The organism is Cyanobium sp. ATX 6F1 (assembly GCF_024346315.1).
In the GTDB taxonomy this organism is placed as follows: domain Bacteria; phylum Cyanobacteriota; class Cyanobacteriia; order PCC-6307; family Cyanobiaceae; genus ATX-6F1.
Genome location: NZ_JAGQCS010000006.1, coordinates 99,187 through 116,163 on the forward strand (window position 1 = coordinate 99,187; position 16,977 = coordinate 116,163).

General features: G+C 68.9%; 18 protein-coding genes and 1 pseudogene. 13 read left to right on the plus strand and 6 right to left on the minus strand.

What is annotated here, in order from left to right:
• Positions 1 to 5 precede the first annotated feature (5 nt).
• From KBZ13_RS10565 to KBZ13_RS10605, 9 genes are all read left to right on the plus strand, one after another.
• The gene (locus KBZ13_RS10565) at positions 6 to 1,016 is read left to right on the plus strand and encodes a hypothetical protein (RefSeq protein ID WP_255008938.1); all 1,011 of its coding nucleotides are present in this window, start codon (positions 6 to 8) and stop codon (positions 1,014 to 1,016) included.
• Complete coding sequence (gene purC, locus KBZ13_RS10570) at positions 1,013 to 1,768, plus strand: phosphoribosylaminoimidazolesuccinocarboxamide synthase (RefSeq protein ID WP_255008940.1); 756 nt, start codon at positions 1,013 to 1,015, stop codon at positions 1,766 to 1,768. The genes KBZ13_RS10565 and purC overlap by 4 nt, the downstream gene beginning before the upstream one ends.
• A gap of 44 nt (positions 1,769 to 1,812) precedes the next feature.
• Positions 1,813 to 4,221 (plus strand): BamA/TamA family outer membrane protein, encoded by a 2,409-nt coding sequence (locus KBZ13_RS10575; protein WP_255008941.1) that lies wholly within the window; start codon positions 1,813 to 1,815, stop codon positions 4,219 to 4,221.
• The gene (gene lpxC / locus KBZ13_RS10580) at positions 4,221 to 5,072 is read left to right on the plus strand and encodes a UDP-3-O-acyl-N-acetylglucosamine deacetylase (protein ID WP_255008943.1); all 852 of its coding nucleotides are present in this window, start codon (positions 4,221 to 4,223) and stop codon (positions 5,070 to 5,072) included. Before KBZ13_RS10575 ends, lpxC begins: the two co-directional genes overlap by 1 nt.
• 32 nt (positions 5,073 to 5,104) lie before the next feature.
• On the plus strand, positions 5,105 to 5,533 hold the full coding sequence (gene fabZ / locus KBZ13_RS10585) for a 3-hydroxyacyl-ACP dehydratase FabZ (protein WP_255009120.1): 429 nt from the start codon (positions 5,105 to 5,107) through the stop codon (positions 5,531 to 5,533).
• Between the two features lie 4 nt (positions 5,534 to 5,537).
• On the plus strand, positions 5,538 to 6,362 hold the full coding sequence (gene lpxA, locus KBZ13_RS10590; RefSeq protein ID WP_255008944.1) for an acyl-ACP--UDP-N-acetylglucosamine O-acyltransferase: 825 nt from the start codon (positions 5,538 to 5,540) through the stop codon (positions 6,360 to 6,362).
• Entirely contained in the window at positions 6,359 to 7,564 is a 1,206-nt protein-coding gene (gene lpxB / locus KBZ13_RS10595; RefSeq protein ID WP_255008945.1) for a lipid-A-disaccharide synthase, read from the plus strand. Before lpxA ends, lpxB begins: the two co-directional genes overlap by 4 nt.
• A complete protein-coding gene (msrA, locus tag KBZ13_RS10600) occupies positions 7,565 to 8,212 on the plus strand; it encodes a peptide-methionine (S)-S-oxide reductase MsrA (RefSeq protein ID WP_255008946.1) in 648 nt (215 codons plus the stop codon). It begins immediately after the preceding gene.
• 108 nt (positions 8,213 to 8,320) lie between these two features.
• Positions 8,321 to 8,542, plus strand: a complete 222-nt coding sequence (locus KBZ13_RS10605; RefSeq protein ID WP_255009122.1) for a hypothetical protein — start codon at positions 8,321 to 8,323, stop codon at positions 8,540 to 8,542.
• Here KBZ13_RS10605 and KBZ13_RS10610 read toward each other — a convergent pair.
• From KBZ13_RS10610 to KBZ13_RS10630, 5 genes are all read right to left on the minus strand, one after another.
• Positions 8,513 to 8,746, minus strand: a complete 234-nt coding sequence (locus KBZ13_RS10610; RefSeq protein WP_255008947.1) for a hypothetical protein — start codon at positions 8,744 to 8,746, stop codon at positions 8,513 to 8,515. The two genes, KBZ13_RS10605 and KBZ13_RS10610, sit on opposite strands and share 30 nt — an antisense overlap.
• Before the next feature lie 30 nt (positions 8,747 to 8,776).
• The gene (locus KBZ13_RS10615; RefSeq protein WP_255008948.1) at positions 8,777 to 10,270 is read right to left on the minus strand and encodes a leucyl aminopeptidase; all 1,494 of its coding nucleotides are present in this window, start codon (positions 10,268 to 10,270) and stop codon (positions 8,777 to 8,779) included.
• Positions 10,271 to 10,342: 72 nt separating this feature from the next.
• Entirely contained in the window at positions 10,343 to 10,957 is a 615-nt protein-coding gene (locus tag KBZ13_RS10620; RefSeq protein ID WP_255008949.1) for a GIY-YIG nuclease family protein, read from the minus strand.
• A gap of 1 nt (position 10,958) precedes the next feature.
• Complete coding sequence (locus KBZ13_RS10625) at positions 10,959 to 11,657, minus strand: hypothetical protein (RefSeq protein ID WP_255008951.1); 699 nt, start codon at positions 11,655 to 11,657, stop codon at positions 10,959 to 10,961.
• A 108-nt stretch (positions 11,658 to 11,765) separates the two neighbouring features.
• On the minus strand, positions 11,766 to 12,470 hold the full coding sequence (locus KBZ13_RS10630) for a response regulator transcription factor (protein ID WP_255008953.1): 705 nt from the start codon (positions 12,468 to 12,470) through the stop codon (positions 11,766 to 11,768).
• Positions 12,471 to 12,569: 99 nt separating this feature from the next.
• On the opposite strand from KBZ13_RS10630, the gene KBZ13_RS10635 reads away from it, so the two are divergent.
• The 4 genes and pseudogenes from KBZ13_RS10635 (at position 12,570) to KBZ13_RS10650 (ending at position 15,783) form a co-directional block, all read left to right on the plus strand.
• Complete coding sequence (locus tag KBZ13_RS10635; RefSeq protein WP_255008955.1) at positions 12,570 to 12,893, plus strand: DUF1825 family protein; 324 nt, start codon at positions 12,570 to 12,572, stop codon at positions 12,891 to 12,893.
• 63 nt (positions 12,894 to 12,956) lie between these two features.
• Complete coding sequence (tyrS, locus tag KBZ13_RS10640; protein WP_255008957.1) at positions 12,957 to 14,258, plus strand: tyrosine--tRNA ligase; 1,302 nt, start codon at positions 12,957 to 12,959, stop codon at positions 14,256 to 14,258.
• A pseudogene (gene pyrF / locus KBZ13_RS10645) lies at positions 14,255 to 14,895 on the plus strand (orotidine-5'-phosphate decarboxylase). The gene tyrS and the pseudogene pyrF overlap by 4 nt, the downstream one beginning before the upstream one ends.
• 18 nt (positions 14,896 to 14,913) lie before the next feature.
• The gene (locus KBZ13_RS10650; protein ID WP_255008959.1) at positions 14,914 to 15,783 is read left to right on the plus strand and encodes a transglutaminase-like domain-containing protein; all 870 of its coding nucleotides are present in this window, start codon (positions 14,914 to 14,916) and stop codon (positions 15,781 to 15,783) included.
• Here the strand turns inward: KBZ13_RS10650 and KBZ13_RS10655 are convergent.
• Positions 15,744 to 16,961: a glycosyltransferase family 4 protein gene (locus KBZ13_RS10655; protein WP_255008960.1), complete on the minus strand. Its 1,218-nt coding sequence runs from the start codon at positions 16,959 to 16,961 to the stop codon at positions 15,744 to 15,746. The genes KBZ13_RS10650 and KBZ13_RS10655 overlap by 40 nt on opposite strands.
• Positions 16,962 to 16,977: the final 16 nt, after the last annotated feature.

Consider the following 16,977-nt stretch of genomic DNA (forward strand, 5'->3'; position numbering starts at 1 on the left):
CCGCTGTGCCTTCCCCTCTCTACATGCCGATGCGCAAGCTCCCCCTGCGGCTCCGGCCAGGAGCCCGAAGCCGAGGGGCGGTGATCGCGGCACTGGCGGCCTTGCTCGCCACTTCCGGGGCCACGGCCGTCCCCCTGTCCCCCGCTCCCCTACCGGTGGCGGCGATGGCCGAGCCGGCCTTTCGGGCGGTGCTCAAGGACGGTGGGCTGGCTGATCTTGAGCAGGCCTGCCAGGACGCGGCCCGCTTCGATCAAGCCGAGAGGCTGCGTCTGCTGCGGGACCGCCTGCTGCTGGTGCGGCCGGTCCCCCAGCCCTTCGCCGTGGTGCTGGCCAATGCCAATGCCCTGCTGAGCTGCAAGGCACCGGCAACCTCCCTGCTGGTGCTCGACCGCTACGGGCCGGGGGCCGGCGCCGAGCGAGACCAGTGGCTGATTCAGGTCTGGCGCGGGGCCAGCGCCGCCCTGCAGCATCGCCGCGCCGCCGAGGCCCTGACCCGGCTGGCGGCCGGCAACCTTGCCAGCCTTGAAACCATTGCGCTGCCGTTGCTGCTGCGGGAGGACGGCACCCTGGCCACCCGCCCTGCCCTCGATGCCCTGGCGGACCATCTGCAAATTCTTGGCGAGAACGAGCAGGCGGCTCGTGTGCTGCTGGCGGGTCGGCTGCCCGGCAAGATCGCCGCCGAGCGTCTGGCCCGGGCGGCCCAGCTCATGGCCTCGCTGCCCCTGGAGGAGCGCGACCGCTTGATCGAAGCGGCCCTCGACCAGGCCGCCGCCGCCGCTGCCTGGGGGCTGGCCTCGGAGTTGCTCGAGCAGCAGCGGCTCCAGGCCCAGAGTGGCGGCGGTGATCCGTCCAGGGCGCTGGCCCGGCACCTGCGCCTGAGCCAGCGCATCGACGATGCCTACGGCGAATGGCTGCTGCGGCGCCAGGATCCCACCCAGGCCGACCGCAGTCGCGCCCTCGAGCGCAGGCTCCGCTCTCCCCGTGACTCCGGCGGCCACGCCGCCCCGCCCCCATGACGACGATCGAACTCGGCCCGCTGCTCTATGAGGGCAAGGCCAAACGCGTCTACCGCAGCGCCGATCCCGAGCGACTTGCGGTGGAGTTCAAGGACGACGCCACCGCCTTCAATGCCCTCAAGAAGGCTCAATTGGAGGGCAAGGGAACGCTGAATTGCCGCATTTCCGCCCTGCTGTTCGAGCGCCTCGAGGCCGCCGGGGTCCCCACCCACTACCTGGGACTGCTCAACCCCAGCTGGATGGTGGTGCGGCCGGTGCGGATCGTGCCGATCGAAGTGGTGATCCGCAACCTGGCCGCCGGATCGCTCTGCAAGCAGCTGCCGATCACCACCGGCACCCGCCTCGATCCGCCCCTGCTGGATCTCTATTACAAGGACGACGCCCTGGGCGATCCCCTGCTCACCGAGGCCCGCCTGGCCTGGCTGGGCCTGGTGAGCGCCGATCAGCGCGCCGCGATCGAGGCTCTGGCCCGCCGGGTGAATGGGGAGCTGCAGCCGTTCTTCGCCGCCCTTGGCCTGCAGCTGGTGGATTTCAAGATCGAACTGGGCTTCACCAACGCGGGCGAGTTGGTGGTGGCCGATGAGATCAGCCCCGACACCTGTCGGTTCTGGGACCTGGATGTGGAGGACAGCCAGGACCGCATCCTGGACAAGGATCGATTCCGGCAGGATCTGGGCGGTGTGATCGAGGCCTACGGGGAGGTCCTCAAACGGGTCCAAGGGGCCTGTCCGCAGGCCCGCATCTACCAGTAAGGTCAGCCCACTTTGCGGCTTCGGCCGCCTTGCGTCGAAACCCCATGGCCGTCTCCCGCGTCAGCATGAACCGCACCCTTCGGTTCCGCGGGTCCAGGGGTTTTGGCGCCGCCCTGCCGCTGACGGCCGCTTCCCTGGCTCTGGTGGGTCTGCTGGCCCCGGGCCGGGCCCAGGCGCAGCAGCCGTCCAGCTCCAAGCCATCAGCCACCCCCACGGCGCAACCCGCCGCCCCTCAGTCGTCACCGACCACAGGGCAGCCCAGCACTCCCCAGCCCGCACCCTCCCAGCCTGCACCGTCTCAGTCGGTACCGTCTCAGTCAGCACCGCCCCAGTCCCAGCAGACGGATCAGGGCCCGGGTCCCGGTCCCGGTCCCAGCCCGGCGGGGCCACCCACGGGTGAGACCTTCACCCCCAGCGCCTCGGAGCCGCGCGTGCTGATCAGCGAGGTGGCGGTCGCGGGGCTCGATGGCCATCCCGAGCGAGAGCGATTGGAGCGGGCCGTCTACGACGCCATGGCCAGCCGCCCCGGCACCCGCGTCAGCCGCAGTGAACTGCAGAACGATCTCTCGGCGGTCTATGCCACCGGCTGGTTCTCGGATGTGCGCATCCAGCCCACCGACAGCGCCCTGGGCGTGAAGCTGGTGGTCACCGTGGCCCCGAACCCGGTGCTGCAGAAGGTCGAGATCGATCCGGTCAAGGCCAAGCTGCCCGCCAGCGTGATCAAGGACACCTTCGCCGCTGACTACGGCAAGACCCTCAACCTCAACGCGCTCCAGAGCCGCATGCAGGAGCTGCAGCGCTGGTACTCCGACAAGGGCTACTCACTCGCCCGCGTCACCGGCCCGAACCGGGTGAGCCCCGAGGGGGTGGTGGAGCTGCAGGTGCGGGAGGGCACGGTCAGTGGCGTGGAAGTGCAGTTCCTCAACAAGGAGGGATCGACCACCAACGAGAAGGGCCAGCCGATCAAGGGCAAGACCAAGCCCTGGGTGGTGAGTCGGGAGATCTCGATCAAGCCCGGCGAGGTGTTCAACCGCCGTCAGCTCGAGGAGGACATCAAGCGGCTCTACGGCACGGGCCTGTTCGGTGACGTCAAGGTCACCCTCAAGCCCGTGCCGGCCACTCCCGGCGAGGTGGTGATCGTTCTGGGCATCGTCGAGCAATCCACCGGCTCCCTCTCCGGCGGCCTGGGCTACAGCCAGAGCCAGGGGGTGTTCGGCCAGATCCAGCTCCAGGACAGCAACCTGGCCGGCCGGGCCTGGGACACCTCGTTCAATTTCACCTACGGCCAGTACGGCGGCCTGGCGGACATTTCCTTCACGGACCCCTGGATCAAGGGGGACCGCTTCCGCACCGCCTTCCGGGCACGGGTGTTCCTCAGCCGCGATGTTCCCCAGATCTTCCAGAGCCAGGACAACGGCAACTTCAACACCGTTTCTGATGTCTCCTCGGATTTCTTCAAGGCGCCATCCACGGCCATCGCCAACAACATCTTCAACAGCAATAACCTGGCCGGCCGAACCTATGCCAACGTTCAGGAGGCCCAACAGGCGAACGGGGCCCTGGGGACCAACAACAACTGGTTCGCTCTCGATAACAACTCCATTGCCATCCAGCGGGTCGGCGGCAGCCTCCAGCTGATCCGGCCCCTCAATGGTGGCAATCCCTTCAAGAAGGCCCCCTGGACGGTTGTTGTCGGCCTCAATGCCCAGGAGGTTCGCCCGATCAACTTCGCGGGCGACACCATGCCCTACGGGGTGACGTCGACGTTCAACGGCGGCACCACCAACGTCAGCAACGTCATCTGCATCGCCTACAACTGCGCCACCTCGAACCAGCTGGTGGGCCTGCGCCTGGCGGCCACGCGCAACACCCTCAACGACGCCCGCAACCCCACCTCCGGCAACTTCCTGAGCCTGGGCACCGAACAGTTTCTGAGCGTTGGCCCTAACTCACCCACCTTCAACCGCCTGCGCGGCAGCTACACCCACTACATCCCGGTCAACTGGTTCAAGTTCTACAAGGGCTGCCGGCCCAAGCGGGGTGAGACTGCTGATTGCAAACAGGCCCTGGCGTTCCAGGTCACCGCTGGCGCCAACATCGGTCAGCTGCCTCCCTACGAGGCCTTCTGCCTGGGTGGCTCCAACTCCGTGCGCGGCTTCTATGACTGCAACCTCGGGGTCGGGCGCAACTTCGGTGAAGCCACGATCGAATACCGCTTCCCCCTGTTCAGCATCGTCAGCGGCGAACTGTTCATTGATGGCGGCACCGCCTTCGGCAGCCAGAAGGATGTGCCCGGCAATCCCGGTGAGCTGCTGGGCAAACCCGGTCAGGGCTTCTCGGTGGGCACCGGCCTGATCGTGACCACACCGGTGGGCCCCCTGCGCCTGGAGGTGGCCAGCCAGGACTTCACCAGCAACTGGCGTTTCAACCTGGGTGTGGGCTGGAAGTTCTAGTGAGCCTCTGGCCTGAGACCTACCAGCAGGCCTGGACGCTGCGGGGACCTGTGGAGCGATGTGGGGTGGGGTTGCACAGCGGTGCCAGCACCCGGGTGCGGCTGGAGCCCTGCGAACGGCCCGGCTTCTGGCTGGGGGCCCTGGGGAACGGCTCCGGAGGCCTGACCCGGCTGCACCCCAGCCAGGTGAAGGACACGCGGCTCTGCACGGCCCTCCAGCTGGATCAGCAGCGCCTGGCCACGGTGGAGCATCTGCTGGCGGCCCTGGTGGGTACGGGCCTGACCCATGTGGAACTGCGGGTGGAGGGCGAGGAGGTGCCCCTGCTGGATGGTTCCGCCCAGGGCTGGGTGGAAGCGATCGCCGAGGCGGGGCTGCACCCGTTGGGGGAACGGGAACCACTGCAGGTCTTGGCGTCGCCGATCTGCGTGCACCAGGGTCTGGGTTTCCTCACCGCCATCCCCTGCGATCGGGTGCGCCTGGCGGCCGCCGTGGAGTACCCCCAGGCCGCGATCGGCCGCCAGCTGTTCAGCCTCGAGCTCACCCCCCAAAGCTTCGTGGCCGAGCTGGCGCCGGCCCGCACCTTCGGCTTCCGCGAGCAGATCGAACAGTTGCGCGCCGCGGGTCTGATCCAGGGCGGGGCCCTGGAGAATGCCTTGGTTTGCGATGGGGATCACTGGATCAATCCGCCCCTTCGCTTCGCTGATGAACCGGTGCGCCATAAGCTGCTGGACCTGCTGGGGGACCTGGCACTGGTGGGCCTCCCCCAGGCCCAGGTGTTCGCCTACCGCGGGTCCCATGGGCTTCATACGTCCATGGCCGCGGCCCTTGCCGCCCAGTTCCGCCCCTCCTGAGCCCCTTGTCCGTGTCCCCCGCCGGCGCCGCCATCCTTACCAGTGAGCAGATCCTCTCCCTGCTGCCCCACCGTTTCCCCTTCGCCCTGGTGGACCGGGTGATCGAGCATGAACCCGGCAAACGGGCGGTGGCGATCAAGAACGTGACGCTCAACGAGCCCCAGTTCCAGGGCCATTTCCCTGGCAGGCCCCTGATGCCAGGGGTGCTGATCGTGGAGGCCATGGCCCAGGTGGGGGGACTGATCGTGGTTCAGATGCCTGAATTCGAGAAAGGGCTGTTCGTGTTCGCCGGCATCGATGGGGTGCGTTTCCGCCGGCCGGTGGTGCCGGGGGATCAGTTGCGGATCAGTTGTGAGTTGCTCAGCCTCAAGCGCAGGCGCTTCGGCAAGGTGCGCGCCGAGGCCACCGTCGATGGTGAGCTGGTCTGCGCCGGGGAATTGATGTTTTCTCTGATGCAATAAGACGATGACGTCCTCGGCAGTTCAGGTGAGCATTCATCCCACCGCGGTGGTCGACCCCCGCGCCGAGCTCGAGGCCGGCGTGGTGGTGGGTCCGTACACGGTGATCGGTCCCGATGTGGTGATCGGCGCCGGCAGCACCCTGGGACCCCACGTGGTGATCGATGGTCACGTGCGCATGGGCAAGGGCAACAGGATCTTCCCTGGGGCCTGCATCGGCCTGGAACCCCAGGATCTCAAGTACAACGGCGCCCCGACCGAGGTGGTGATCGGGGATGACAACGCCATCCGCGAGTGCGTCACGATCAACCGCGCCACCGCCGAAGGGGAGCAGACCCGGATCGGCAGCGGAAATCTGCTGATGGCCTACAGCCATCTGGGTCACAACTGCCAGCTGGGTGACCGCATCGTGGTGGCCAACAACGTCGCCATCGCCGGCCATGTGCTGATCGGTGATCGGGCGGTGATCGGCGGGGTGCTCGGCATCCACCAGTTCGTGCAGATCGGCACGTTGGCGATGGTGGGCGGCATGAGCCGCATCGATCGGGACATCCCTCCGTTTGCGATCGTCGAGGGCCACCCTGGCCGGTTGCGGGGGCTCAACCGCGTGGGCCTGAAGCGCAGCGGCCTTGATCGTCAGGACGGTGGCGAACAGCTGCGCCAGCTGCAGGAGGTCTGGAACATGATCTACCGGAGCGATTGGGTGCTGGCCGAAGCCCTGCGCCAGGTGCGCGCGCTTGAACTGTTGCCCGCCTCCGAGGAATTGTGTGCCTTCCTGGAGGCGTCGATCCAGCCCGGCCGCCGGGGTCCCTTGCCTGCCCAGCGTTCATGAGCCGACTGCTGATCAGCACCGGTGAGGTGTCCGGGGACCTCCAGGGCGGCCTGCTGATCGAAGCGCTCCACAAGGAGGCCCGGCGGCGGGGCCAGCCCCTGGACATCGTCGCCCTCGGGGGGGAGCGCATGGAGCGGGCCGGTGCCCTGCTCCTGGCCAACACCGCGTCGATGGGCTCGATCGGCCTCTGGGAAGTGCTGCCGCTCGTGCTCCCCACCCTGCGGCTGCAGCGGCGGGTGGGCCGCTGGTTGAGGGATCACCCCCCCGATGGCCTGGTGCTGATCGACTACGTCGGCGCCAACGTCAACCTGGGCCGCCGGCTCAAACGCCTCAGCCCCAGCCTGCCGATCATCTACTACATCGCCCCCCAGGAATGGGCCTGGCGTTATGGCGAGGGCAGCACCACCCACCTGATCGCCTTCACCGACCGGATCCTGGCGATCTTTCCCGAGGAGGCACGCTTCTACGCCGCCCAGGGCGCCCGGGTGAGCTGGGTGGGCCACCCCCTGCTCGACACCCTGGAGGAGCAACCCAGCCGTGGGGACGCCCGGCGCCAGCTGGGACTGAGCGGCGACGAGCAGCTGCTGCTGGTCTCGCCCGCGTCCCGAGCCCAGGAGCTGCGTTACCTGCTGCCCCCGTTGGTGGCGGCGGCGGCCCGGCTGCAGCGCCGCTTCCCGCAGCTGCGCGTGATCGTGCCGGCGGGTCTGGCGGGCTTTGAGGAGCCCCTGAAACAGGCCGTGGCGGCGGTGGGCCTCGACGCCACGGTGGTGCCGGCCGCGGAAGCCAACCGTCTGCGTCCGGTGCACTGCGCGGCGGCCGACCTGGCCCTGACCAAATCGGGCACGGTGAATCTGGAGCTGGCCCTGCGCGGCGTTCCGCAGGTGGTGGGCTACCGGGTCAGCCGGCCCACGGCCTTCGTGGCTCGCCATCTGCTTCGCTTCGCGGTGCCCCACATTTCCCCGGTCAACCTGGTGCTTGATGAGCGGCTGGTGCCGGAGCTGCTGCAGGAAGGCCTCACGGCTGAAGCCATCGAAGCGGCGGCGGCGCCGCTGCTGGAGGATGGTCCGGCGCGTCAGCGCATCCTCGAAGGCTATGGGCGTCTGCGCTGCGCCCTTGGGGAGCCGGGGGTCACCCAGCGGGCGGCGGCGGCGATCCTGGACCAGTTGCCTGCCTCTGCCCTCCCCTCCATCTCGGCCGCCTGAATGGAACCAGCCTCCCGATCGATCCTGCGCCCGATCGCCCTGGCTCTGGTGCTGCTGCTGACTTTCGTGGCGCCGGCCCAGGCGGCGATGGAGGAGGCGGTGTTCGCCGGTGGCTGCTTCTGGTGCCTGGAGCACGACCTGGAGGGCTTACCTGGGGTGCTCGAGGCGGTCAGTGGCTACAGCGGTGGCCCGGGGAGCAAGCCCACCTACGCCCAGGTGTCGGCGGGGGGCACCGGCCACCAGGAAAGCGTCAAGGTGCGGTTCGATTCGGCCCGGCTCAGCTATCCCACCCTGCTGCGCAGTTACTGGCGCAACGTGGACGCCCTCGATGGGGGAGGTCAGTTCTGCGACCGGGGTGATTCCTACCGCCCGGTGATTTTCACCAGCGGCGCCAGCCAGGCGGAGCAGGCCCGCGCCAGCCTGCTCGCCGCGGCGCGCGAATTGAAACGCCCTCCCGCGGCGTTGAAGGTGCAGATTCGCCCGGCTGCAGCGTTCTGGCCCGCCGAGGAGTATCACCAGAACTTCGCTGAACGCAACAGCCTCAAATACAACTACTACCGCTGGTCCTGCCGCCGTGACAGGCGTCTTGACCAGCTCTGGGGCTCAAAGGCCCGCACCGCCACTCCCTGGAGTGCCCCGGCGAAGTGACCATTGTCGACGCCGATGGGCCCATCCACTGGAGCGTGATCCGTACATTTGCCCAGGCCCATGGGCCCTGACGCCCTTAGCGTGATGGCAGCGCAACGCCCGTTGGCGATGTATCTGCTGACGATCAAGGAAGGCCTGCATACCCGCCATGTGGGTCCCTACGCAAGCCCCAAGGAAGCGGCCGAAGATCTCGATCGTCTGTTGGCCTCCTGCAGCGATCGCGCCCACTGGCAGATCCACGCCCTGGAATCGCCAGCCGGGCTGCAGAAGCAGGAGGGCCACCCCGGGGGGCGAGGGGCCTCAGCTGGGGTTGCGGGGATAGCCGCGTAGCAGGCCGCTTTCGATCATCAGGCCCACGCCGGCGGTCACGCAGATCAGGCTGAGGGTGCCGTACCAGAACCAGGGGCCGTGGGGCTGGCCGAGGGCCTGCTGGGTCTTGCGCACCACCGCTTCTCCGAACAGGCAAAGCCCCAGGGGCAGCAGCAGCACCCCTGATTGGGCGCGAAGGTACCAACGCAGTTTCTGAACGGCCATGGCTCGGGTCAGACGTCAGCGCAGCCCAACCTAGGCCGGGCCTCCACTCCTCACCCAGTTCACCAGGGTGCGCACGCCGAAGCCCGTGGCCCCGGCTGGATCGAGCCCCCGGCCCTTGTCGCTCCAGACGGTGCCGGCGATGTCCAGGTGGGCCCAGGCCAGATCCGGCCGCACGAACTCCTGCAGGAACAGGGCGGCGGTGATCGACCCCCCGGGCCGCGGGCCGGTGTTCTTGAGGTCGGCCACGGGGCTCTTGAGCCCTTCGATGTAGGAGGCCTGCAGGGGCAGGCGCCAGAAGCTCTCGCCCCCATCGCGGCCGGCCGTCACCAGGGCCTCGGCCAGGCTGTCGCTGGGGCTCCAGAGCCCGGCGATTTCCTCCCCCAGGGCGATCACGACGGCTCCGGTGAGGGTGGCCAGGTCGACCACGGCATCCAGTTCCAGCTTGCAGGCATAGACCAGGGCGTCGGCCAGGGTGAGGCGGCCCTCGGCGTCGGTGTTGTTGACCTCGATCGTCTTGCCGTTGGAGGCAGTGACGATGTCGCCGGGGTGGAGGGCGTCGCCGCTGATCATGTTTTCGCAGGCGGCCACGATCATGTGCACCTCGATGCCCTCGGGCTTGAGTTCGGCGATCGCCCGCGCTGCCCCGAGCACGGCGGCGCTGCCGCCCATGTCGTACTTCATCATCTCGATCTGGGAGCCCGCCGTTTTGAGGTTGTAGCCACCGGAATCGAAGGTGAGCCCCTTGCCCACCAGGGCGACCCGGCGGCGCACCTCCCCGGCTGGGTGGTACGTGAGGTGGATGAACTTGGGCGGCAGGCTTGAGGCCTGGCTCACCGCCAGGTAGGCGCCCATGCCCAGGGCCTCGCAGTCGGCGCGCTCCAGCACCTTGAGCTCCAGGCCGAAGTCCCGGGCGATGGCGGCGGCGGTGTCCGCCAGGGCCTGGGGGGTGACCACGTTGGGGGGGGCCGCCACTAGCTCCCGGGCCAGTTCCACCCCGGCGCAGGTGGCCCCCACGGCCGCCAGAACGCCATCGTGGGCGGCCTCGAAGCCCAGCAGGCTCACACGCTCGGGCAGGGGGCGGGTCTCCGCCTCACTCTTGAAGCGCTGGTCGGCATAGAGGCTCAGGCGCACGGCGCCGGCGATGGCGCTGACCGCCTCCGCTGGCTCCACTCCCGCCAGCGGCAGTGCCAGGCCCAGGTCGGTGCCTCCCGCCGCCAACGACGCCTTGGCGGCGGCGGCGGCGGCCCGCCTCAGGCCGGCCAGATCGAAGGCTTCGGCCTCACCCAGCCCCACCAGCAGCAGGGTGCCGGGGCGGCGTCCCAGCCAGTCGAAACTCAGCACTTCGCCGGGTTTGGCCTTGAAGCGGCGTTGCTCCAGCCGCTCCTTCAGCCCAGGGCCGAAGTGGGCCTCCAGGGCCTCCAGAGTGGTGCCGTCCTCACCGCTGAACAGACCCACCGCCAGGGTGTCACCATTCCCACTGCTGGCCCAGCTGCTGGCATCGGCGGGGGTGCAGCGAAACTCCATCGTTGGGCCAGATCAGACGCCGCGATCGTAGCCAGTGCGCCCCTAGGCATCGCTGCGCCCAGGGTGCTTCGCTCAGGCCGGTTCGGCGTGGAAGGGGGTCGCCCAGCGCCGGCGGGTTTCCTTGTTGAAGGGCGGCTGCCAGCGCTGGATCAGGGCCTGCTCCAGCGCCCGCCGGGGCCGAACGGCGGTGGGCACATCGAACCAGAAGCGGATGCTCAGGCGACCCGTGAGCCCCACGCTGGCGGTCGCCTCGCCATAGGCGGCCAGGTAGTCCTTGCAGTCGTGCTCCCCCTTCCAGCGCTGCTCGGCGCGGCCCGTTTCGCCGATGTACAGCAGCAGGGGGGAGGCCAGATGGGGCGGCTGATCAATCACCACGTAGAGGGCGGCCCCCCGCTGGGGGGCGCTGGGCCAGCGCCAGAACTGCAGGTGCTGGGGGGTGAGGGCCAGGGGCGCGAAGGCGGCGGCCAGCTCGGTGGCGCTCACCGCGGCGTGGGCGAACAGAGTGGCCTGGGCCGGTCGCGGTGGGTCTGAAGTGCTGGCCGCCTCGAACAGCGGGCGCTGGAAGGCGATCAGCCGCTGCTGCCACTGCTCCAGTTGGTGGCGCAACAGCGGTAGCTCCGGGGCGGCCGGGGTGGCCCCCAGGGGCAGCGGGGCCTGTGGGTCGAACAGATCCCCCTGGCGAGCCATCTCAGCGGCCCCCCGCTTCGGGTTTCGGCAGCATGGGCCCCACGGGCCCGGTGCCGAAGCGGACCTTGCCGATCAGCGCCTCGACCACATCGGCGGGCAGCTGCAAGCGCTGCTGCAGATCGGCCAGATCCAGGAAGGCCCCCCGCTGGCGCTCCCGCAGCAGCCGTTGGTTGCGTTCGCCGGAGAGGCCCAGGCGCCGCTCCAGTTGTTCGCCGCTGGCCTGGTTGAGGTCGAGCGGCGGCGGGCCTGCCTTGGGCGGATCGGTGTACCAGCTGAAGCGCAGCAGAGGCTGCCAGCCCCGCAGCACCGGCTCCGGCAGCTCCAGCAGCCGTTGGAGATCCTCGGGCCCGCTCAGTTGCACCCCGCCCCCTTGGAGCCGCAGCAGCAGGTCCACCTGGCGGGGGGTGCAGCCCGGCAGCCGCAACCAGTCGGTGGCGGTGGCCCGGTTCACATCCAGATGCCAGCCCAGGGCGGCGGCGTGGGCGACCTCCTCAAAGCTGCGCAGGCGCAGGGCGGGGTTCTGGCGCAGTTTCAGGGCCAGCAACTCGCGCTCGATCCGCTCGGCCTCCGCCTCTGGAGCACCCCCTGCGGGGGCGGGTTCCGCTCCGGCGCCATGGGTTCGGCCGCGTTCAGCCGGCAGCTGGCCCGTGGCCTCCAGCAGACGGCGGGCGATGGGATCCAACCAGTGGCCCTTGGCCATGGGGCGTGGGATCGCGCTGAACTGGCTGGAAGTTAGCGGCAGCGCCACGGCTGTCATGCCACTGCTTTCGTGCCACTGCTTTCATGCCGCTGCCAGCGCTGGCAACCTTCAGTGATTCGGCCAGTTCACCAGGTCGCGGCAGAGCCCAATCGCCACGGCGTGGGCGCGGTTGCGGGCCTGGAGCTTGAGCAGCAGATTGCTGATGTGGGTTTTGACGGTTTGCTCTGAGACCACCAACGTCTTGGCGATTTCGGGGTTGGTGTAGCCCTTCACCATCAGCTCCAGCACCTCCAGCTCGCGGGCGGTGGGCAGGTCCAGCAGCTCCGGGCCCGCTCCGCGTTGGCTCTCGCGCAGCAGGTCCCGCAGCTCCCGGTCGATGTAGAGGCCACCGCCCACCAGGGACTGGATCGCGTCGACCATCGTGCCCAGGCCCATGCGCTTCTCCAGGCACATGCCGTCGCAGCCGGCCTCCACGGCCCGGCGCAGCAGGGACCGGCGGCGGATATCGGCCAGCAGCAGCAGCACCAGGGAGTCCGGGTATCGCTCTTTGGCGCCGATGGCCAGCTCGATGCCGCAACCCTGCTCGAGGCGGTCACTGGTGATCAGGAGCGTGGGCCGGTGGCGGTCCATCAGGGCGAGGCCCTCCGATTCCGTGGTGGCGCCCCCCACCAGCTCCGGCCGATTGGGATCGGCCAGCAGGATGCTGAGCGTGCTGCGTTTGCCGAAGCAGGCCAGCACCGTGCGGCCCGCGAGCACGGCGTTCAGCTGGGCGTGCGTTTCACGCAACGCCTGTAGTCGGGGCGTGAAATCCATGGGCCATTCTGCTCAGGGGCTTCGGATACGTCTATCCGTACTCCCCAGGGGCGATCACGCCGTTCACAATCGAAACTGCTGCTGGGGCCTGCCTGTTCGATGGCATTTTTCGATTCGGAGATCGTCCAGGAGGAGGCCAAGCGGCTGTTCAGCGATTACCAGCAGCTGATGGAGCTCGGTGGTGAGTACGGCAAGTTCGACCGGGAGGGTAAAAAGCTGTTCATCGAGCGGATGGAGGAGCTGATGGAGCGCTACCAGGTGTTCATGAAGCGCTTCGAGCTCTCGGAGGATTTCCAGGCCAAGCTCACGGTGGAGCAGTTGCGCACCCAGCTGGGCCAGTTCGGGCTCACCCCCGACGGGATGTTCGCCCAGATGAACCTCACCCTGGAGCGGATGCGCAGGGAGCTGGAGGCGAGCCTCTAACGCTTGAGCCGCCATCGGCGGACGGAGCGTGGCTGCCTACGATCCGCCCATCGCAGGGCAGGCATGGCTGTTGGTGGCGCTGGACCTGTTGGGGGCGCTGGACAATCTGCGGACCGTGGGGAGGCGTTGCCGAGCTGGCTGGAGCGTGGCGTGGTCGATCTGTTTCCCTCCGGCGAGCTGGACCACCCCGACCAGCGCCTGGGCGCCCGGCTGGCGGAGGCGCAACGGGAGGGGCGGCCCCTGCGGGTCAAGCTGGGCATCGACCCGACCGGCTCTGATATTCACCTGGGCCACTCAATCCTGTTCCGCAAGCTGCGGGCCTTCCAGGACGCGGGCCACACGGCGGTGCTGATCATCGGAGATTTCACCGCCCGCATCGGCGACCCCACCGGCAAGAGCGTCACCCGGGTGCAGCTCTCGGCCGAGGAGGTGGAGGCCAACGCCACCACCTACCTGGTCCAGCTGGGCCAGGGCCAGCCCAGGGACCGTTCGCTGCTGGATTTCGAGACGCCGGGTCGACTGGAGGTGCGGCGCAACAGCGAGTGGCTGGCGGGTCTGGATCTGCCGGCGGTGATCGACCTGCTGGGCACGAGCACCGTGGGACAGATGCTGGCCAAGGAGGATTTTTCCAAGCGCTACGGCAGCGGCACCCCGATCGCCTTGCACGAGTTCCTCTATCCCCTGTTGCAGGGTTACGACTCCGTGGCGGTCCGCTCCGATCTGGAGTTGGGGGGCACCGATCAGAAGTTCAACGTGGCGATGGGCCGCGACCTCCAGCGCCACCACGGCCAGCGGCCCCAGTTCGCCCTGCTGCTGCCGATCCTGCCCGGCACCGATGGGGTGCAGAAGATGAGCAAGAGCCTCGGCAACACCGTGGGGCTCCAGGAGGATCCGCTCTCCACCTACTCCAAGCTGGAGAAGGTTCCCGATGCGGCGGTGGAGGCCTACCTGAACCTGCTCACCGATCTGGATCTGGCGGAGCTGCCGGCCAACCCGCGGGAGCGTCAGAAGGCCCTGGCCCTGGCGATCACTGCCGGCCTGCATGGGGAGGCGGCGGCCCTTGCGGCCCAGGCCGATGCCGGGCGGCTGGTGGCGGGGGCCGGCGGCGGTGGTGTGGCCGATGCCGAGGTGCAGGAGGTTTCGCTGGCCGCCGTGAACTTCCCGGCCAAGGCGTTTTATCTGCTGGCCGCCCTTGGGCTCTGCGCCAGCAGCAGTGAGGCCCGGCGCGCGATCCAGGGCGGCGGCGTGAAGCTCGACGGCGAAAAGCTGGCCGATCCCAACCAGGAATTCGGCGCTGCTTCCGAACTGGCGGGCAAGGTGTTGCAGCTGGGCAAAAAGACCTTCCGGCGCCTGGTGGCCCGATGATCAGCGCCCCTGATCTCGCCGAGCGGATCATCCTGGCCCTGGATCGCCCGGATGCCGAAACCGCCCTGGCCCTGGCCAGGGCCATCCCCGAGCTGCGCTGGGTGAAGGTGGGTCTGGAGCTGTTCTGCGCCGCCGGTCCCGATGTGGTGCTTCAGCTGCGGGAGCGCGGCCTGCGGGTGTTCCTCGATCTCAAATTCCACGACATCCCCGCCACCATGGCCGGGGCCTGCCGCAGCGCCGCCCGGCTGGGGGCGGAGTTGATCACCGTGCACGCCTGCGCAGGCTCGCAGGCCCTCTCGGCCGCCCAGGCGGGGGCCTTGGAGGGGGCGGGCGCCGCGGGGCTGGCGGCCCCAACGCTGCTGGCGGTCACCGTGCTCACCAGCTGGGATCCCGCCCGCTTCGCCGCCGAGTTGCAGGTGGCTGAACCCCTGGCGGCCCACCCGCAACCCTTCACCCTGGTCACACCTGGCATTCGCCCCGCCGGCAGCGCCACGGCTGATCAAGCCCGGGTGATGACCCCCAGCGGGCGATCGCCGCCGGCGCCAGCTACTTGGTGATCGGGCGGCCGATCAGCGCGGCCTCCGATCCGGCGGCCGCCTTTGCCGCCTGTTGCCAGGAGCTTCAGTCGCCAGACTGACGCGATTGCGCTGATCCGTTGACGCTGGGACTGATCACGATCGAACTGGGCTGCGATCTGGAGGTCCAGTGCGCCCAGGACACACCGATGCTGCTGCTGATGCACGTGCACAGCAGCCGGCTGCTGGATCTGATCGGCTTTGAGCAGATCAGTTCAGAACCCCCCAGCGCGGGCACCTTTGTGCTGGACGAGGAGGGCAACCGCTTCTGGCGCCTGGTGGCGCCCGCCGGCACGAGCACGATCCAGCTGCGGGCGCACGTCCGCGACTGTGGGCTGCCTGAGCCCGTGGCGCCAGGGGCCCCCCAGGCCCCCGTCGAGGAGCTGCCGGTGCAGTGCTACCCCTACCTGCGGGCCAGCCGCTACTGCGAAAGCGATCTGCTGGCCCCGATGGCCTGGTCGCTGTTCGGGGCCACCCCGCCTGGCTGGGAGCGGGTGCAGGCCATCTGTGACTGGGTCCATCGCCGTCTGCTCTTCGATCCTTCGGCGGCGCGCTCCAGCAAAACCGCCCTGGAGGCCGAGCGGGAGGGCCGGGGCGTGTGCCGTGATTTCGCCCATCTGGCGGTGGCCTTCTGCCGCGCCCTCAACATCCCGGCGCGCTACTGCACCGGCTACATGGGCTACACCGGTGTGGAGGAGAGCCCGGAACCGATCGATTACTCGGGCTGGTTCGAGGCCTACCTGGGGGGATGCTGGTTCACCTTCGACGCGCGCACCAACCAGCCCCGCATCGGCCGGGTGCTGGTGGGGCGAGGTCGCGATGCCGCCGATGTGCCGATTCTCCAGTCGTTCGGCAGCCATGACCTCAACAGCTTCCGTGTGATCACGATCGCGCGCGAACTGGAGCCGGATCAGGCGGACACGACCTCCCTGGGCACCAGCTCGCCGTAGAGCTGCTCGAGGGCGTCGATGTTGCGCTTCAAGGTGTAGCGCTCCAGCACCCGCTCCCGCCCGCGCCGGCCCAGTTCGGCCGTGAGCACGGGCTGGTCCCGCAGCACCGGCAGCAGGGTGCGCAGCTGGGTGGTGACCCCCTGGGTGCTGATCACGATGCCGGCGCCCCCCTCCAGCACCTCCCCATCGGCGCCGGCATCGGTGGCCACGCAGGCGGTGCCGCTGGCCATCGCCTCCAGCAGCGCGAGCGAGAGTCCCTCCACCAGCGACGGCAGCAGGAACACCTCGGCCTGCTGCAGCAGGGCAATGCGGCGATCCAGATCCGGTTCGTAGCCCCACCAGAGCAGGTCGTCCCCATCACTGCCGGCCTGGAGTCCGTTGCGCAGGGGGCCGTCGCCCACGATCACCAGCCGGCAGCCCTCGGGTCGCACCAGCCGCCAGGCGCGGATCAGGGCCTCCACGTTCTTCTCTGTGGAGATGCGCCCCATGTAAAGGAACAGGCGCCGATCCCCCAGCCGTTGGTGCAGCTCCGCCAGCGCTGGACTGGGCCCGAGCGCCGAAGGGCGCCAGGCGTCGACGTCGACGCCGTTGGGAATCACCGCCAGCCGATCGTCTTTCACCCCCAGCCGGGAGAGCACCTCGGCCTGCAGATCGGAGAACACGATCACCCGGTCGCAGCGGGCCAGGGTGGGCGCATAGAGCTGGTAGGTGAGCTGCTGGGTGCCGGCGGTGAGGTTGCGCAGGCCGGCGTCGAAGGCGGGGTGGAAGGTGGCCACCAGGGGCAGTCCGAGCTGCTGGCAGAGGTCCGGCAGGAGGAAGTCCAGGGGCGAGAGTGTGAGGCTGGCATGCACCACATCGGGCCGCAGGCGCTCGAGCGATTCGCGGAACTCCCGCTGGGCCCCCGGAGACGGGATCGTGTACACCTGGGATTTGACCAGGTAAGGCAGGGCCACCTCGGGGGATTCACCGGGTTCCAGGGCGTTCGGGGCCCAGTGGAACAGCTGATCACCCAGATGCCCGAATTGGCCGAGCCCCTTGAGCTGCTGGGCGGCCGAGGTGTCGAAATGAATGAAGCTGATCTGGTGGCCCCGCTGGCGCAGGGCGTGGGTGGTGCTGAGGCCGTAGGTGACGTTGCCGCAGAAGGGAGATTTCTTGCCTAGCCAGGCAATGTGAGCCACCGGGGCCGCGCTTCAT

Excerpts from the sequence above, each read along its gene's own strand:
- KBZ13_RS10575 (WP_255008941.1), top strand. The coding sequence starts at position 1,813 with ATGGCCGTCTCCCGCGTCAGCATGAACCGCACCCTTCGGTTCCGCGGG.
- KBZ13_RS10635 (WP_255008955.1), top strand. The coding sequence starts at position 12,570 with ATGGCATTTTTCGATTCGGAGATCGTCCAGGAGGAGGCCAAGCGGCTG.
- purC (WP_255008940.1), top strand. The coding sequence starts at position 1,013 with ATGACGACGATCGAACTCGGCCCGCTGCTCTATGAGGGCAAGGCCAAA.
- lpxB (WP_255008945.1), top strand. The coding sequence starts at position 6,359 with ATGAGCCGACTGCTGATCAGCACCGGTGAGGTGTCCGGGGACCTCCAG.
- KBZ13_RS10605 (WP_255009122.1), top strand. The coding sequence starts at position 8,321 with ATGTATCTGCTGACGATCAAGGAAGGCCTGCATACCCGCCATGTGGGT.
- KBZ13_RS10625 (WP_255008951.1), bottom strand. The coding sequence starts at position 11,657 with ATGGCCAAGGGCCACTGGTTGGATCCCATCGCCCGCCGTCTGCTGGAG.
- msrA (WP_255008946.1), top strand. The coding sequence starts at position 7,565 with ATGGAACCAGCCTCCCGATCGATCCTGCGCCCGATCGCCCTGGCTCTG.
- KBZ13_RS10615 (WP_255008948.1), bottom strand. The coding sequence starts at position 10,270 with ATGGAGTTTCGCTGCACCCCCGCCGATGCCAGCAGCTGGGCCAGCAGT.
- KBZ13_RS10610 (WP_255008947.1), bottom strand. The coding sequence starts at position 8,746 with ATGGCCGTTCAGAAACTGCGTTGGTACCTTCGCGCCCAATCAGGGGTG.
- lpxA (WP_255008944.1), top strand. The coding sequence starts at position 5,538 with ATGACGTCCTCGGCAGTTCAGGTGAGCATTCATCCCACCGCGGTGGTC.
- tyrS (WP_255008957.1), top strand. The coding sequence starts at position 12,957 with ATGGCTGTTGGTGGCGCTGGACCTGTTGGGGGCGCTGGACAATCTGCG.
- KBZ13_RS10620 (WP_255008949.1), bottom strand. The coding sequence starts at position 10,957 with ATGGCTCGCCAGGGGGATCTGTTCGACCCACAGGCCCCGCTGCCCCTG.
- KBZ13_RS10630 (WP_255008953.1), bottom strand. The coding sequence starts at position 12,470 with ATGGATTTCACGCCCCGACTACAGGCGTTGCGTGAAACGCACGCCCAG.